Source organism: Sediminicoccus rosea, from assembly GCF_033547095.1.
Taxonomy (GTDB): domain Bacteria; phylum Pseudomonadota; class Alphaproteobacteria; order Acetobacterales; family Acetobacteraceae; genus Roseococcus; species Roseococcus rosea.
Genome location: NZ_CP137852.1, coordinates 327,322 through 340,801, shown reverse-complemented (window position 1 = coordinate 340,801; position 13,480 = coordinate 327,322). Strand labels below are relative to the sequence as shown.

The 13,480-nt window shown below is 69.5% G+C and carries 13 protein-coding genes; 3 read left to right on the top strand and 10 right to left on the bottom strand.

Features of this window, described 5'->3' with window-relative positions; all coding sequences use genetic code 11:
• Window positions 1–4: 4 nt before the first annotated feature.
• The gene (locus R9Z33_RS01635) at window positions 5–1,135 is read left to right on the top strand and encodes a type III PLP-dependent enzyme (protein ID WP_318649556.1); all 1,131 of its coding nucleotides are present in this window, start codon (window positions 5–7) and stop codon (window positions 1,133–1,135) included.
• A gap of 31 nt (window positions 1,136–1,166) precedes the next feature.
• Here R9Z33_RS01635 and R9Z33_RS01630 read toward each other — a convergent pair whose 3' ends face one another.
• From R9Z33_RS01630 to hrcA, 3 genes are all read right to left on the bottom strand, one after another.
• The gene (locus tag R9Z33_RS01630; protein ID WP_318649555.1) at window positions 1,167–2,123 is read right to left on the bottom strand and encodes a Bug family tripartite tricarboxylate transporter substrate binding protein; all 957 of its coding nucleotides are present in this window, start codon (window positions 2,121–2,123) and stop codon (window positions 1,167–1,169) included.
• Between the two features lie 88 nt (window positions 2,124–2,211).
• On the bottom strand, window positions 2,212–2,763 hold the full coding sequence (locus tag R9Z33_RS01625) for a nucleotide exchange factor GrpE (protein ID WP_318649554.1): 552 nt from the start codon (window positions 2,761–2,763) through the stop codon (window positions 2,212–2,214).
• Window positions 2,764–2,794: 31 nt separating this feature from the next.
• On the bottom strand, window positions 2,795–3,871 hold the full coding sequence (gene hrcA / locus R9Z33_RS01620; protein ID WP_318649553.1) for a heat-inducible transcriptional repressor HrcA: 1,077 nt from the start codon (window positions 3,869–3,871) through the stop codon (window positions 2,795–2,797).
• A gap of 141 nt (window positions 3,872–4,012) precedes the next feature.
• Between hrcA and rph the strand changes: the two genes are divergently transcribed.
• Both rph and R9Z33_RS01610 read left to right on the top strand, forming a co-directional pair.
• Window positions 4,013–4,729, top strand: coding sequence for a ribonuclease PH (gene rph / locus R9Z33_RS01615; protein WP_318649552.1), 717 nt, complete (start codon window positions 4,013–4,015; stop codon window positions 4,727–4,729).
• Complete coding sequence (locus R9Z33_RS01610) at window positions 4,726–5,325, top strand: non-canonical purine NTP pyrophosphatase (protein WP_318649551.1); 600 nt, start codon at window positions 4,726–4,728, stop codon at window positions 5,323–5,325. The genes rph and R9Z33_RS01610 overlap by 4 nt, the downstream gene beginning before the upstream one ends.
• Before the next feature lie 105 nt (window positions 5,326–5,430).
• Here the strand turns inward: R9Z33_RS01610 and R9Z33_RS01605 are convergent, their stop codons facing one another.
• The 7 genes from R9Z33_RS01605 to R9Z33_RS01575 form a co-directional block, all read right to left on the bottom strand.
• Entirely contained in the window at window positions 5,431–6,183 is a 753-nt protein-coding gene (locus tag R9Z33_RS01605; RefSeq protein ID WP_318649550.1) for an enoyl-CoA hydratase-related protein, read from the bottom strand.
• 30 nt (window positions 6,184–6,213) lie between these two features.
• On the bottom strand, window positions 6,214–7,461 hold the full coding sequence (locus R9Z33_RS01600; protein ID WP_318649549.1) for a molybdopterin molybdotransferase MoeA: 1,248 nt from the start codon (window positions 7,459–7,461) through the stop codon (window positions 6,214–6,216).
• A gap of 3 nt (window positions 7,462–7,464) precedes the next feature.
• On the bottom strand, window positions 7,465–7,965 hold the full coding sequence (mobB, locus tag R9Z33_RS01595; RefSeq protein ID WP_318649548.1) for a molybdopterin-guanine dinucleotide biosynthesis protein B: 501 nt from the start codon (window positions 7,963–7,965) through the stop codon (window positions 7,465–7,467).
• Window positions 7,966–8,009: 44 nt separating this feature from the next.
• A complete protein-coding gene (locus R9Z33_RS01590) occupies window positions 8,010–8,729 on the bottom strand; it encodes a hypothetical protein (protein ID WP_318649547.1) in 720 nt (239 codons plus the stop codon).
• 103 nt (window positions 8,730–8,832) lie between these two features.
• Entirely contained in the window at window positions 8,833–9,849 is a 1,017-nt protein-coding gene (locus R9Z33_RS01585) for a formate dehydrogenase subunit gamma (protein WP_318649546.1), read from the bottom strand.
• Between the two features lie 71 nt (window positions 9,850–9,920).
• Window positions 9,921–10,517 carry a formate dehydrogenase FDH3 subunit beta gene (fdh3B, locus tag R9Z33_RS01580; RefSeq protein ID WP_213613736.1) on the bottom strand — a complete coding sequence of 199 codons (597 nt, stop codon included), beginning with the start codon at window positions 10,515–10,517 and terminating at the stop codon, window positions 9,921–9,923.
• 12 nt (window positions 10,518–10,529) lie between these two features.
• A complete protein-coding gene (locus tag R9Z33_RS01575) occupies window positions 10,530–13,469 on the bottom strand; it encodes a formate dehydrogenase subunit alpha (protein ID WP_318649545.1) in 2,940 nt (979 codons plus the stop codon).
• Between the last annotated feature and the right edge of the window lie 11 nt (window positions 13,470–13,480).

Sequence of the window (13,480 nt, the reverse complement as noted above, 5' to 3'; positions counted from 1 at the left end):
TGCGATGACCCCCAAGGTCGCTCGCTACCTGGCGGATCACCAGCCGGCCACGCCCTGCCTCGTGCTGGATGTGGACCGCGTTGCGCATAATTTCGCCCGCCTCCGGCAGGCGATGCCGCTGGCGCGCATCTACTACGCCGTGAAGGCCAACCCTGCCGCGCCGATCCTCGACCGGCTGGTGGGCCTCGGCTCCTACTTCGACGCCGCCTCCTTCCAGGAGGTCGAGATGTGCCTCGCCTCGGGCGCCGCGCCGGACTCCATCTCCTACGGCAACACCATCAAGCGCGAGCGCGACATCGCCGCCGCCTATGCGGCAGGCGTGCGCATGTTCGCCTTCGACAGCGAGATGGAGCTGGAGAAGCTCGCGCGCTCCGCGCCGGGCAGCCGCGTCTATTGCCGCATCCTGGTCGGCAATGACGGCGCCGAGTGGCCGCTCAGCCGCAAGTTCGGCTGCGAGGTCGAGATGGCGCGCGCGCTGATGATCCGCGCGGGGCAGCTCGGGCTCGATGCCTTCGGCCTCTCCTTCCATGTCGGCAGCCAGCAGACCAAGACCGCCGCCTATGAGGCCGCGATCGCCAAGGTCGCCATGCTCTTCACCGACCTCGCCGATGCTGGCGTGAAGGTGCGCATGGTCAATCTCGGCGGTGGCTACCCCGTGCGCTACAAGGCGGAAGTGCCCGAGATCGACGATTTCGGCTCCGCGATCATGGGCGCCATGGCCGAGCATTTCGGCAATGCGATCCCCGAGATCGTGATCGAGCCCGGCCGCTTCCTGGTGGCCGATGCGGGCGTGGTCTCGAGCGAGGTCGTGCTGGTCAGCCGCAAGGCCGAGAATGACCCGGTGCGCTGGGTCTATCTCGATATCGGCCGGTTCGGTGGCCTGGCGGAGACCGAGGGCGAGTCGATCAAGTACGCCTTCCGCACGCCGCATGACGGCGGCAGCGACGGCCCCGTGACCATCGCGGGCCCGACCTGTGACAGCACGGACACGCTCTACGAGAAGAGCAACTACCGGCTGCCGATGGCGCTGACGGCCGGTGACCGCGTGGAGCTTCTGGCCACCGGCGCCTACGTCACCACCTATGCCAGCCAGAAGTTCAACGGCTTCGAGCCGCTGGCCGAGCACTACATCTGATCGAGACGGGGAGCGCGCGAGCGCTCCCCCATCATCCAGCCGCCCGCGCCACCGGCGCCCAGCGTGCCGTTTCCTCCACCACGAAGGCCTGCATCTGCGCCCCGCTCATGTTGCCGAGCGAGGCGAGCCCCAGCGCGTCCATGCGCTCGCGCACCACGGCCTCCTGCATCGCGGCCTGACAGATTTCGTTGATGCGCGTGGCGATGGCCGGCGGGATGCCGGCGGGGCCGGCCAGCAGGAACCAGTTGTTCGCCACGACGGATGGGAAGCCCGATTCCCGCACCGTGGGCACATTCGGGAAGATCCCGATGCGCTCGGCGCTGGTGAAGGCCAGCGCCCGCAGCGCGCCCTGCCGCACCGAGCCCGCATGCGCGCCGATCGTATCCCAGAGCGAGGTCACGTCGCCCGAGAGCACCGCCGCCTGCGCCTCGGGCGCGCCGCGGAAGGGCACATGCAGCAGCCTGACCCCCACCGCCTGCTCGAAGAGCATGCCGGCGAGATGCCCGATGGAGCCGGCGCCGGAATTGCCGAAGCTGATGCCCTCGGGCCGCGCGCGGGCGGCGGCCGCATAGTCCTGGATCGTCTGGTAGGGGCTTTGCGCACGCACCGCGCAGACGATAGGCGCGCCGCCAAACATGGTGATGAAGGTGAAGCTCTCCGGCCGATAGGTGATATTGCCCATCAGCGTGGGTGCGACCGTCAGCGGCCCGGTGTTGGTGATGAGCAGGGTGTGGCCATCGGGCGCGGCCTGCGCCGCCTGCGCCGTGCCGACCGAGCCGCCGGCGCCCGGCCGCGCCTCCACCACGAAGGGCTGGCCGAAGGCGCGCTCCAGCCGCTCGCTCATCAGGCGCATCACCACATCGGTGGTGCCGCCGGGGGAATAGGGATTGATCACGCGCACCGGGCGGCTGGGCCAGGCCGGTTGCGCCGCGAGGGTGACAGGCGCGGCGAGCGCGCTGCCCAGGATGAGGCGGCGGGACAGGGGCATGGGCTCACTCCTGCTGAAAGGCGCGGCAGAAACCGGAGAATCCGGCGCCGCACCCCTCGGCGGAGCGAAAATCATGCCAGAGGCAGGATCAGCCCTTGCCGGCCACCACCACCATGGCGGGCTTCAGCAGGCGGCCATTCAGCGTCCAGGCGCTGGTCCATGCCTGGAGCACCGTGCCGGGCTCCACGCCTTCCGGCGCGGGGGCCTCGCTCATCGCCTGGTGCAGCTCGGGGTCGAAGGGCTGGCCCTCGGCCGGCTTGCGGTGCACGCCGTGGGTTTCGAGGCGCTGCAGCAGGAAGCGCTCCACCCCCTCGAAGCCGCCGCGCATCTTGCCGATGATCTCGGCCTCGCCTTCCTCCGCCTTGGGCAGAAGATCGAGCCCGCGGCGCAGGTTTTCCGCCACTTCCGTCATGTCGGTGGCGAATTTCTGCACGGCGTAGTTGCGCGCCTTCTCCACCTCGTCCTTGCCGCGGTTGCGGACGTTCTGGACCTCGGCCTCGGCGCGCAGCCAACGGTCCTTCATCTCGGCCAGCTCGGCCTCGAGGGCGGCGATGCGCTCCTCCGGCGTGGGGGCGGGCGGGGGCGCGTCAGGGGTCTCCGGCGTGGCTTCGGCCGGGGAAGGGTTGGGTTGTTCGCTCATGCCTCAGAGGTAGGCGCGTGGCGGCGCCGGATCAACCCAGCAGCCGGCCGATGACGCGGGCCGTGTAGTCCACCACCGGGATCACACGGCCGTAATTGATGCGGGACGGCCCGATCACGCCGATCGCGCCCACGATCTTCTCCTGCGCGTTGCGGAAGGGCGCGACCACCACGGAAAGCCCCGCGGTGGAGAAGATGCCGCTTTCGGCGCCGATGAAGATCTGCACGCCCTCGCCCCGCTGGGCCAGTTCCAGCAGCTTGAGCGTGGTCTCCTGCGCCTCCAGCCGCTCGAACAGCGCCTGGATCTCCTGCACGCGGGCCAGGTTCTCCATGTTCTCCAGCAGCCGCGCCTGGCCACGCAGGATGAGCGAGCCGCTGCCACCGCCCGCCCAGGTCGCCATGCCCGCCTCCACCACCTGGGTGGTCAGCGCGTCCAGCGCGGTGCGGTTGGCGGCGATCTCGGCCATCACATTGGCGCGCGTCTCGTCCAGCGTGCGGTCGGAGAGGCGGGCGTTGAGATAATTGCCCGCCTGCACCAGCGCCGAAGGCGGCAGGCCGGGCGGCACCTCGATCACGCGGTTCTCCACGCGGCCATCGCCCTGCACCAGCACCACCAGCGCGCGGCCGGGGCCGAGCGGCACGAATTCGATATGGCGCAGCGGCGCCTCACCCTTCGGCGCCACGACCAGGCCCGCGGCGCCGGCCAGGCCCGAGAGCATCTGCCCGGCTTCCGCCAACGTGTCCTGCAGGGAGCGCCCATGCGCGGCGCAGCGGGCGGCGATCTCGGCGCGCTCCTCCTCGGCCAGGTCGCCGAATTCCAGCAGGCCATCCACGAAGAGGCGCAGCCCCTGCTGCGTCGGCAGGCGGCCGGCGCTGGTGTGCGGCGCGTAGAGCAGCCCCGCTTCCTCAAGATCGGCCATCACGTTGCGGATGGAGGCGGGCGAGAGGTTCAGCGGCAGGCGGCGGGAGAGGGTGCGGCTGCCCACGGGCTCGCCCGTCGCGACATAGACTTCCACCAGCTCGCGCAGCACGGCGGTCGAGCGGGGGTCCAACGCGCTGGTGGCGATACTCGGCACCGCGAAGAGGGGTGTCTTGATGGGGGTGTGCATCGCTGGCGATAGCTTGGTTATCCGGGGGGCATTGGTCAACCTTTCCCGGGCGGCCCCCCAAGGGTGCCCCAAAGGGTGGCCCCTGGTCAGCGGGCCGCGCTTTGCCTATTGCGGCCCCAGAAACCTGAGGATTGCCCGAACATGCGCCCATCCGGCCGCGCCCCCGACGCCCTGCGCCCCATCTCCATCGAGACCGGCATCGCCAAGCATGCGGAGGGCTCCTGCCTGATCCGCATGGGCAACACCGAGGTGCTCTGCGCCGCGAGCCTGGAGGCGCGCGTGCCGCCCTTCATGCGGAACCAGGGCCTGGGCTGGGTGACGGCCGAATACGGCATGCTGCCCCGCGCCACCCATACCCGCGGCGACCGCGAGGCGGCCCGCGGCAAGCAATCCGGCCGCACGCAGGAGATCCAGCGCCTGATCGGCCGTTCGCTCCGCGCCGTGACCGACCGCAAGGCGATGGGTGAGATGACCGTCACGCTGGATTGCGACGTGATCAACGCCGATGCCGGCACGCGCTGCGCGGCCATCACCGGCGCCTGGGTCGCGCTGCACCTGGCCTTCCAGCATGCCAAGCGCAACAACATCCTCAGCGCCATCCCGCTGACCGATCATGTCGCCGCCATCTCCTGCGGCATCGCGGGCGGCGAGGCGATCCTCGACCTCGACTATGCCGAGGACAGCACGGCCGATGCGGATGCGAATTTCGTGCTCGCCGGCAATGGCAACCTGATCGAGGTGCAGGCCACGGCCGAGGGAGCGCCCTTCAGCGAGGCGCAGTTCCTCGCGATGCTGGACATGGCGCGGGACGGCGTGGCGCAGCTGGTCGCCGCCCAGAAGGTCGCCGTCGGCCTGTGAGGAAGCTGGCGCCGGGCCGGCTGGTCCTTGCCAGCCACAATGCGGGCAAGCTGCGCGAGTTTTCCGCGCTGCTGGCCCCGCATGGCCTGGAGCTGGCCTCGGCTGGCGCGCTCGGCCTGCCGGAGCCGGCGGAGACGGGCACGACCTTCATCGAGAATGCCAGGATCAAGGCGCTGGCCGCCACGCACGCCACCGGCCTGCCGGCCCTGGCCGATGACAGCGGCGTGGCCGTGGCCGCGCTTGGGGGTTCGCCTGGCGTCTATACGGCGGATTGGGCCATGCAGCCGGACGGCACGCGCGACTATGCCGCTGCCATGGCGCGCATCGCCGCGGAGGATCGCAGCGCGCGGCGCCGCTGCGCCTTCGTCGCCGTGCTGGTGCTGGCCTGGCCCGATGGCCACAGCGAGGCGTTCGAGGGGATCTGCGCCGGGCATTGGGTGGCGCCGCCGCGCGGCGGGAATGGCTTTGGCTATGACCCGATGTTCGTGCCCGATGGCGCTGCGCTGACCTTCGGCGAGATGACGCCGGAGGAAAAGGCGCGGCATAGCCACCGGGCGCGGGCCTTCGCCGCGCTGGCGGCAGGGTGTTTGGGCTGACCGGCAGGAAACTTGAGTTTCCTGCACCTTCATCACACAGAAGATCCAAGAAACTGAGTTTGTCGGCGCGAGAGCGCGAGAGGGCAGCGCCCTCTCGCAAAGGCCTCAGCTCGCCTTCTTGAGGAATCCCGCAAACGCCGCCTGCGCCTCCGGGCTGCGCAGCCGCTCGCCGAAGCTGACACGCTCGGCCGCCATCGCGGCCTTCACCGCCTCCATGTGCGGCGCGCGGATCAGGCGCTTGGATTCCTGCACCGAGCCGGGCGGGAGCGCGGCCAGCGTGGCGGCCATCTGCGCCGCCGTCGCCTCCACCTCGTCATCCGCGACGGCCCGCGTGGCGAGGCCCGCAGCCGCCGCATCCGCGCCGCTGAAGCCCGCACTCGCCAACAGCCACCAATTGGCGATGGCGGGGCCGACGCGCGCGGGCATGAGCAGGGAGGACCCGGCCTCGGGGCAGAGGGCGAGGCGCGTGAAGGGCATCATGAGCCGTGCCGTCTCGCTGGCCACCACCACGTCGCAATGCAGCAGCATGGTGGTGCCGATGCCCACCGCATTGCCGCGCACGGCAGCGACGACGGGCTTCCGGAAGGCGAGGATCGCCTCGAGGAAATCGAAGGCGGCACCGGGGTCCTTCGGGTCACGCTCACCGGCCTTGGCGAAGTCGCCGATGTCGTTGCCCGCGGTGAAATCCGCGCCGCCGGCCAACAGCACCACATGCACCGCTTCATCGGCGGCCGCGGCGTGCAGCCCGGCCGCCATGCCGCGATACATGTCGCGCGTCAGCGCGTTCTTCTTCTCCGGCCGGTTGAGGCGGATGGTCATGACGGCGCCGTGGCGCTCGGTCAGCACATGGTCGGTCATCGCGTTTCCCCTTTGCGGAGGGGAATTAGATCAGAAGATCGCGGCGAAGGGGAGGATGCGGATGGGGGCTCCGGGCGCCAGTTCCGTGACGCTTTCGGGCAGTTCCGCGAAGCCGTCCGACTGCGTGAGCGAGGTGAGCAGCCCCGCGCCCTCGCGCGGGAATTTTTGGGCGACGAGACCTGCCTCGGTTTCCGCGAGCGTCACGCGCACATATTCGCGGCGGCCCAGCTTCTTGCGATAGGCGAAGCCGCTGACGGCCGGCACGCGCAATAGCGTCTCGGGCGCCGCACCAGCGAGGCGCAGCGCCAGCGGCCGCACCAGATGCAGGAAGGTGACGACGGCCGCGACAGGATTGCCCGGCAGACCCACCATGGGCACGCCCTGCACCACGCCCATCGCCGCCGGCCGCCCCGGCTTCACCGCGAGGCGCCAGAAGACGAGCTTGCCCGCACCCTCGATCGCGGCACGGACGTGATCCTCCTCACCGGTCGAGACGCCGCCGGAAGTGACCAGCAGGTCCTGCGTGGCGGCGGCGGCATGCAGCGCGCGCGCCGTCTCGGCCGCGTCGTCGGGCAGGATGCCAAGGTCTGTCACCTGCACCGGCAGGCGCGCCAGCATGGCCATCAGCGTGAAGCGGTTGCTGTCGAAGGTCTGCGCCGGGCCGAGCGCGGCACCGGGCGAGGCCAGCTCATCGCCGGTGGAGAAGACGCCCACGCGCAGCAGCGGCCGCACCGGCAGCGTCGCGAAACCGAGCGCCGCGGCAAGGCCGAGCTCGGGCGCGCGCAGGCGGCGGCCCTCGGGCAGGGCCTCGCTGCCCTGGGACACATCCTCGCCGGCGGGGCGGGCATTGGCGCCGGGCTTGAGGCCGGGCGGCAGCAGCAGCGCATCACCCTCCAGCCGCGCATCCTCCTGCATCATCACCGTGTCCGCGCCCTCGGGCATGGGCGCGCCGGTGAAGATGCGGGCGGCGGTGCCGGGGGCGACCATGCCGCCGGAATGCCCGGCGGCGATGCGGCCGGCCAGCGTCAGGCGCGTCTCGCCATCGGGCGAGAGATCGGCATGGCGGAAGGCATAGCCATCCACCGCCGAGTTGAAGAAGGGCGGCAGCGGCGTTTGCGCCCGCAACGGGCCAGAGAGCACGCGACCCAGCGCCGCGCGCAGCGGAACCTCCTCGGCGCCCGGCAGCGGCGTCACGCGCTCCAGGATCAGCGCCTGCGCCTGCTCCACCGTGAGCAGCGGTCCCCCGAAGGCGAAGCAGTCATCGGAGAGCTGCGCCATGGCTCAGCGATAGTCCACCGCGAGGCGCAGCGCGGCATCGGCGATGGCGGGGATGTCGTCCAGCGACACCCAGGCGGGGGCGCCCGGGGGTGGGGCTACATCGCTCGCCACCAGGCCGATGCGCGGATCTTCCGGGTGCAGCCAGGGCTTGCCGTTGGCGGCGCGGTGCACCTCGATCTTCGGATGCGCCTCGCGCTTGAAGCCCTCGATGATGACGAGGTCCACCGGGGAGAGATGCGTGAGCAGTTCCGCGAGGGCCGGTTCCGGCGCGTCGCGATGTTCGGTCATCAGCGCCCAGCGCTTCGCAGAGGCGACCAGCACCTGTGAGGCGCCGGCCGCGCGATGCTCGAAGGAATCCTTGCCCGGCTGGTCCACGTCGAAAGCGTGGTGCGCGTGCTTGAGGGTGGAGACGCGAAGCCCGCGCCCCCGCAGTTCCGGAATGAGCCGGGTGAGGAGCGTGGTCTTGCCCGCGCCGCTCCATCCCGCGAGGCCGATGATGCGCATGGGGGCCTTTCAAACCCCCAGGCGCGGCGCGTCAAGCATGCGCGTCAGAACCGATAGGCCACGCCCGCCGTGATGGTCTGGAAGGTGGCGAAGTTGTAGGTGGTGTCATTGTCCACGCCGCCGGTCAGCATGCGCCAGCCGAGCGTTGCCTGCCATTGCGGCGTCAGGTCGAAGCCGGCGCGCAGGCCGAGATCCACCGCGCTGCCTTGGGAGGCGGCGAGCCCATCCACCTCGCCCATCAGGCTGAGGCGCGGCGCCACGCGCCAGTCGAAGCTCGCATGCAGCAGCGGCACGAAGCCGACATTGGAATCGCTGCGCGTGATCCCGTTCTGGCTGAGCCGGATTTCGGCGTCGCGGATCAGGCCGGTGAGGCCGACGCGCAGGCGGAAATCGGGCGTCTGCACCAGCGTGTAGCGATAGGTCGCCCGCCAGGTGTCGAAGCGGTAATCACCCGTGGTGCGAACGCCCGGCGCGAAGGTGGTGTTGGCGAAGTTGGTGGGGCCCAGCAGCGTACCCGAGCCCTCATTGCGCAGATACTGGTAGGCGACGAGGAAACCATGCCGCTCCCACGGGTCCCAGGCGAGGGTCGCGCGGAAGAAGGGCGAGACCGGGTCGCCCTGCAGCGCGTTCATGTTGAACTGCGTGCCGGTGTTGCCGGGGTTGCGGACCTGGTTCTTGGTCTGGAAGGTCGCGCCGGATTCGAGGTCGAGCCGCCAGGCCGAACGGTCCTGCGCGGCGGCGCCGAAGGAGAGGAAAACGGCCATCGCCGGGGCGATGGCCGCAAGTTGAATGTGACGCATGGGAACCCCCGATAAAGATGGCGGTCCTGTAACCCAGAACCGCCCTCCCGCGAAGGGGTCGCCGGCCTTACTCCGCCGGCTTCACGCCGGAGGGCGCCACGACCTGGCGAGCCTTGGCCATCTCCTGCTCGACCCAGAGGCCGTGGTGCTCCTTGGCCCAGTTCAGGTCCACCTCGCCCGAGCCCATGGCATCGAAGGCGCCTTCCATGCCGACCGAGCCGATGTAGATGTGTGCGATCATCGCCGCCACCATCAGCACCGAGAGGATGGAGTGGATGATGTGCGCCAGCTGCATGTCGGCCACGCCGAACTCGCCCCAGAAGGGGAAGATCAGGAAGTAGCCAGAGGCCGCGACGATGCCGCCGCCCAGCACGGTGATCCAGAACACCATCTTCTGGCCGCCGTTGAAGCGGCCGGCCTTCGGATGGCCCTTGCCGATCAGGCCACCGCCCATCTTGAACCACTCGATGTCACGGCCGTTCGGGATGTTGTCCTTCACCCAGAGCAGCAGCATGACGACGATGCCGAGCGTGAAGGGGAAGGCCACGAAGTTGTGCGCGATCTTCCCCCAGAGCGACACCTCGGCGAAGGTATAGGGGCCGAGGATCGGCAGCAGGATGTGCCGGCCGAAGGTCAGGTTCAGGCCGGTCAGGCCCAGCACGATGAAGGAGGAGGCGACCATCCAGTGGTTTGCGCGCTCCAGCATGTTGAAGCGGCTGATGGTGCGGCCGGCCGGCCCGCCCTCGATCCGGATGCGGCCGCGCGTGGCGTAGAACGCGATCAGGATCAGCGCCATGCCGCCCACCGCGATGCCGCCGACCCAGGCCAGCGTCACGTTGTGGAAGTCGCGCCAGGCCTTGCCCTGCGGCTGGATGAGGACTTCCGAGCGCGGGTCGGGGATCGAGGTGCGACCCTCGACGCGGCCGCCCTGCAGCAGGCGCTGCATCTCCATCTCGTCCGCGCTGACCGTGCCGCGGCCGGAGCCGGCCTGGGTCGGCGCGTTCTGTGCGAAGGCCGGCGCGAGGCTGGCGGTCGAGAAGGCCAGGAGCAGCACCAGGAAGGGTGCGAGAATGAGCCGTTTCATGTGCATTCCTCCGGGAGGTTTCGCCTCCCTCGAAAAAACTTGGCCCCGGCTCTCGCCGGGGCCGTATCCGATCAGGTGGTGATGTTCTCGCGATAGGCGGTGCGCCAGCCCCAGGCGCCCGAGCCATAGCCGCGGCGCTGCACGCGCTCACGGTAGATGGTCGCGATCATCTCGCCATCGCCGGCGAGCAGCGCCTTGGTGGAGCACATCTCGGCGCAGAGCGGCAGCTTGCCTTCGGCCAGGCGGTTGCTGCCGTACTGCGTGTACTCCACGCGCGTGTTGTCCTGCTGCGGACCGCCGGCGCAATAGGTGCACTTGTCCATCTTGCCGCGGCCGCCGAAGTTGCCCACGCGGGGGTACTGCGGCGCGCCGAAGGGGCAGGCGTAGAAGCAGTAGCCGCAGCCGATGCAGGTGTCCTTGTCGTGCAGCACCACGGCATCGGCCGTGGTGTAGAAGCACGAGGTCGGGCACACCGCCGCGCAGGGCGCGTCGGTGCAGTGCATGCAGGCCATGGAGATCGAGCGCTCGCCGGGCTTGCCGTCATTGATGGTGACGACGCGGCGGCGGTTGATGCCCCAGGGCACCTCATGCTCGTTCTTGCAGGCGGTGACGCAGGCGTTGCACTCGATGCAGCGATCCGCGTCGCAGAGGAATTTCATGCGGGCCATGTCGTTTCTCCCTTAAGCCGCACGGATCTGGCAGATGGTGACCTTGGTTTCCTGCATGAAGGTCACCGGGTCATAGCCGTAGCTGGTGAGCGTGTTCACCGACTCGCCGAGCACGATCGGGTCCGTGCCCTGCGGGTACTTGCTGCGCTGGTCCGTGCCCTGGAACCAGCCGGCGAAGTGGAAGGGCATGAAGGCCACGCCGGGGCCCACGCGCTCCGTCACCAGCGCCTTCACGCGGGTGCGGCTGCTGCTCTCGGGGCCCATGACCCAGACCCAGCCGCCGTCGCGGATGTTGCGGGCCGCGGCGTCGCGCGGGTTGATCTCCACGAACATGTCCTGCTGCAGCTCGGCCAGCCACTTGTTCGAGCGGGTTTCCTCGCCGCCGCCCTCATACTCCACCAGTCGGCCGGAGGTGAGGATGATCGGGAATTCCGCCGCCAGTTGCGGGCTGCGCGCCTGCACCGACTGGCCCAGATGCGGCAGGCGGAAGCCACGCCGGTCGGGGAGCGTCGGATACTGGGCGATCAGGTCGTTGCGCGGCGTGTAGATCGGCTCGCGATGGACCGGGATCGGGTCGGGCAGGTTCCACGCATTGGCGCGGGCCTTGCCATTGCCGAAGGGCGAGCAGCCATGCGCGATGGCCACGCGCTGGATGCCGCCCGAGAGGTCGGTCATCCAGGACACCGCGTCCTGGTTGGCGCCACCCACACGGGCGATGCTTTCCTTCTCGGCCGCCGTCAGTTCATCGAACCAGCCGAGGCGCTTGAGCACGGCCACCGTGAACTCGGGGTAGCCGTCCTGGATGTCGGAATCCTTGGACCAGCTGCCCTCGGCCAGCATGGTGACGCCGTTGCGCTCCAGGCCGAAGCGCGGGCGGAAGCTGCCGCCGCCATCCTTCACGGCGATGTTCGTGTTGTAGAGGATGTGGCTGCCGGGGTGGCGCATCTCGGGCGTGCCCCAGCAGGGCCAGGGCAGGCCGTAGTAGTCGCCGCGAATCTCGGCGGGCGCGTTCGCACCGGCGCGCAGCGTCACCAGGTCGAACTTGTCCTGGTGCTGCTGGTGCAGCTTGAGGCGCGCGGCGGAGATGCCCGAGTAACCCGTGCCCCAGGCGCCGCGGTTGATCTCGCCCAGGATGCTCTCGGCCGTCGGTTCGCCGTTCACGATCTCATAAGGCCGGAACATCTCCTCCGCGATGCGGTAGGTCATGTTGCGGCGCGTGGCGGCGGCATCGAGCGACTTCGCGAGGTCATAGATCACGCGATAGTCGGTGCGGCTCTCGAAGATCGGATCCACCACCTTGGAGCACCACTGCACCGAGCGGTTGGAGCTGGTGCGGCTGCCATTGCACTCGAACTGCGTGCAGATGGGCAGCAGATAGGTGTTCTCGCGGCGGCCGGAGAGCACGGCGAAGGTCGTCGGATGCGGGTCGGCGACGACCAGCAGATCCAGCGCCTCCAGGCCCTTCACCGCCTCGGGCATGCGGGTGACGGTGTTGCCGCCATGGCCGAAGACGATCATGCCCTTGGTGTTGTCGCGCTGCTGCACCTGGTCCTTGGGCAGCAGGATCGCGTCGAAGTAGCGCGTCGTCGGGATGCCCGGGGTGTGCATCATCTGCGGCGTGTCGAAGCGCGCGCGCATGCTCTCGAAGGAGACGCCCCAGACACGCGACCAGTGGCGCCAGGCGTTCTCATCAATGCCGTAGTACGCGGGAAGCGTCGCGACATCGAGGCCGAAGTCCGACGCGCCCTGCACGTTGCAGTGGCCGCGGAAGATGTTGGCGCCCGTGCCTTCCTTGCCGACATTGCCGGTGGCCAGCAGCAGGATGGAGTAGGCGCGCACATTGGCGGTGCCGACCGTCTTCTGCGTGGCGCCCATGCACCAGATCAGCGTCGAGGGCTTCTGCGTCGCGAACTTCTCGGCGACCGCGCGGAGCTGCGCGCCCGGCACGCCGGTCACGCGCTCGACTTCCTGCGGCGTCCACTTGGCGACTTCCGCACGCACGTCGTCCATGCCGTGCACGCGCTGGCGGATGAACTCCTTGTCCTCCCAGCCGTTCTGGAAGATGTGCCAGAGCATGCCCCAGATGATGGGGATGTCGGTGCCCGGGCGGATGCGGACGTAATCGGTCGCATGGGCGGCCGTGCGCGTGTAGCGCGGATCGATGACGATCAGGTTGGCGCGGTTCGTCTCCTTGCCGGACAGCACGTGCTGCAGCGAGACGGGGTGCGCCTCCGCCGGGTTCCCGCCCATGATGATCATGGTCTTGGAATTGCGGATGTCGTTGTAGGAGTTGGTCTGCGCGCCGTAGCCCCAGGTGTTGGCGACGCCCGCCACCGTGGTCGAGTGGCAGATGCGCGCCTGGTGGTCCACGCTGTTCGTGCCCCAGAAGGCGGCGAACTTGCGGTACAGGTAGGCGCCCTCATTGGAGAACTTGGCGCTGCCGAGCAGGAAGACGGAGTCGGGACCGGACTTCTGCCGGATCTCCATCATCTTCTCGCCGATCTCGGACATCGCGGCGTCCCAGCTCATGCGCTGCCACTGGCCGCCCACGAGCTTCATCGGGAACTTGATGCGGCGGTCGCCATGCACCAGCTCACGCACCGAGGCGCCCTTGGCGCAATGCGTGCCGCGGTTGATCGGCGATTCCCAGGCGGGCTCCTGACCGACCCAGACGCCGTTCTGCACCTCGGCGACGACCGTGCAGCCGACCGAGCAATGGGTGCAGATGTTCTTGACGCGGGTGACCGGCTGTTCGTGGTTGATCACGCCGGTGGCCGCACCTGCGGCCTCGGCCATGCGCGGCGCGATGCCGGCCAGCGCGGCCACGCCGGCGCCGGCAAGACCAGCCTGCTTGAGGAAGCCGCGGCGATCGAGACCGCCGGCGGAGAGGCCCTGATAGGCGGAGGCGAGGCGCTGCTTGGCGCGGACCCCGTCGGAGCGCTTGATGAGCATGGTGCGAGTCT

Coding starts and splice junctions, on each gene's coding strand:
- R9Z33_RS01635 (WP_318649556.1), top strand. CDS start 5: ATGACCCCCAAGGTCGCTCGCTACCTGGCGGATCACCAGCCGGCCACG.
- R9Z33_RS01630 (WP_318649555.1), bottom strand. CDS start 2,123: ATGCCCCTGTCCCGCCGCCTCATCCTGGGCAGCGCGCTCGCCGCGCCT.
- R9Z33_RS01625 (WP_318649554.1), bottom strand. CDS start 2,763: ATGAGCGAACAACCCAACCCTTCCCCGGCCGAAGCCACGCCGGAGACC.
- hrcA (WP_318649553.1), bottom strand. CDS start 3,871: ATGCACACCCCCATCAAGACACCCCTCTTCGCGGTGCCGAGTATCGCC.
- rph (WP_318649552.1), top strand. CDS start 4,013: ATGCGCCCATCCGGCCGCGCCCCCGACGCCCTGCGCCCCATCTCCATC.
- R9Z33_RS01605 (WP_318649550.1), bottom strand. CDS start 6,183: ATGACCGACCATGTGCTGACCGAGCGCCACGGCGCCGTCATGACCATC.
- R9Z33_RS01600 (WP_318649549.1), bottom strand. CDS start 7,461: ATGGCGCAGCTCTCCGATGACTGCTTCGCCTTCGGGGGACCGCTGCTC.
- mobB (WP_318649548.1), bottom strand. CDS start 7,965: ATGCGCATCATCGGCCTCGCGGGATGGAGCGGCGCGGGCAAGACCACG.
- R9Z33_RS01590 (WP_318649547.1), bottom strand. CDS start 8,729: ATGGCCGTTTTCCTCTCCTTCGGCGCCGCCGCGCAGGACCGTTCGGCC.
- R9Z33_RS01585 (WP_318649546.1), bottom strand. CDS start 9,849: ATGAAACGGCTCATTCTCGCACCCTTCCTGGTGCTGCTCCTGGCCTTC.
- fdh3B (WP_213613736.1), bottom strand. CDS start 10,517: ATGGCCCGCATGAAATTCCTCTGCGACGCGGATCGCTGCATCGAGTGC.
- R9Z33_RS01575 (WP_318649545.1), bottom strand. CDS start 13,469: ATGCTCATCAAGCGCTCCGACGGGGTCCGCGCCAAGCAGCGCCTCGCC.